The 542-nt window shown below is 35.8% G+C and carries 1 pseudogene; it reads right to left on the bottom strand.

Annotated features, from left to right (window positions below):
• Positions 1-542: pseudogene (locus tag ACEWB7_RS17425) on the bottom strand (IS4-like element ISAba33 family transposase); the annotation flags it as partial.

The raw sequence follows: 542 nt of genomic DNA, 5'->3' as shown, positions 1-542 counted from the left end.
TCCTTGTCCTATCAGGCTTTTTCTTTCTTAAAATTGCTAGCACTTTCTTAAATTCTTCTTTTTTTCCAAAACCAATCAAACGTAGAATAGCCATTTGAACATAGTCCAAACCGTAGCGAAATAAACTTACTGAAAGTCGTCCATGCTTCTTTATTTTTATCGCTTTTTTCCGATCATGTTGCCATTCACCTGTTAAATAGCACCAATAGAAACCGATAGCTAGCACTGCTATCAATTTCTTGACTCGTCTAGGGTCTGTTAAACGAGTATTTTCAAGATTGAATCCACGTCCTTTGAGACAACTAAATAACGTTTCGATTTCCCAGCGTAATGCATAATCACGAATAGCAGAAGCATTAAACATAGGAGAAACAACAAGTAAAAGCTCTCCATCTTCTAATCGTAGCGCACTAATATACAGTTTCACTCGACCAACCCAAATACGTCGTTTACGACATTCAGTTTGACCAACTTGAAGATGACGAAATAAATCACTAATTTTATGATTCTTGGCTAAGTGATTGGTCACAATAAAGTTTTTT

It is taken from the genome of Acinetobacter sp. NIOH-H-8 (genome assembly GCF_046635365.1).
In the GTDB taxonomy this organism is placed as follows: Bacteria; Pseudomonadota; Gammaproteobacteria; order Pseudomonadales; family Moraxellaceae; genus Acinetobacter.
The sequence above is the reverse complement of the archived record's forward strand: the minus strand, read 5'-3'. Positions and strand labels throughout refer to the sequence as shown.